This window comes from Neglectibacter sp. X4 (assembly GCF_009917365.1).
GTDB lineage: Bacteria > Bacillota > Clostridia > Oscillospirales > Acutalibacteraceae > Acutalibacter.
Window position 1 is genome coordinate 1 of the sequence record NZ_QWLE01000184.1, and the last position, 953, is coordinate 953.

The 953-nt window shown below is 33.6% G+C and carries 1 protein-coding gene and 1 pseudogene; both read right to left on the reverse strand.

Going from position 1 to position 953, the window contains the following annotated elements:
• Positions 1-432, reverse strand: a pseudogene (locus tag D1841_RS17560) (DNA polymerase III subunit beta); the annotation flags it as partial.
• Between the two features lie 145 nt (positions 433-577).
• A partial coding sequence (locus tag D1841_RS17565) for a helix-turn-helix domain-containing protein (protein WP_305801094.1) occupies positions 578-953 on the reverse strand: 376 nt, incomplete at its 5' end.

Consider the following 953-nt stretch of genomic DNA (forward strand, 5'->3'; position numbering starts at 1 on the left):
AAAAGATGTTTTTCTAATCATCTCTTTTAAAATTGTTTTATTGAATACGATATTGCCTTGATTTTCTTCTATATCTTTTATATTTGGAAATTCATCAGGAGAAAGACCTATGATACTGAACTGAGAATTCATGCATTTGATGATTACATTTCCTTCTTCCTGTTCCACACTGACATCGGCATTAGGAAGCTTTCTGATAATATCGCCAAAAAGTTTTGATTGTACTACAATGGAACCGCTTTCGGCGTTTTCAACTTCAATTGTTTCTTCTATCGTAATATCTAAATCTGAAGCTGACATTTTTAATGTGCCGTTATTAGATACTTCTAAAAGGATACCTTTTAAAATTGGAATAGTGGTTCTCGATGTTACCGCTTTGGACACGATATTTAATGCTTTGGTGAGAACTGATTGGTTGCATGTGAATTTCATACTTAAAACCTCCGAAATGCCATCTTTTTCTTATATTAATTTAGTAGTAATAGTAGTAGGGGCTGTGGATTCTGTGGATAACTTTTCTGCCCCTTGCAATATCTTAAAAATTTAAAGTTAAAAATTTGTGGATAAGCTGTAAAAGTTATTCAGAAATATCCTTTTTTAGGTTTTCTATAATTTCTTTGACTGATTCATTGCTTTTTATTTCATCCTGAATTTTGTCACAAGCATGCATAACTGTAGTGTAGTGTCTGCCGCCAAATAGATTTCCGATTTTAGGAAGGGAATAATCGGTTAATTCTCTGCAGAGATACATGGCAATCTGTCTTGGAAATGCAATATTGCTGGTTCTCTTAGAACTCTCCATATCGGAAACCTTGATTTTAAAGTATCTGCTGACAATGGTTTTGATTTTCTCAGGGGTCGGACTGGTTCCGTTGTTTTGAATGATGTCCTTGAGAATTCTTTTTGCAAAGGTTTTATCGATTTTTTCTTCCATAAGGGTGGAAAAACTAACG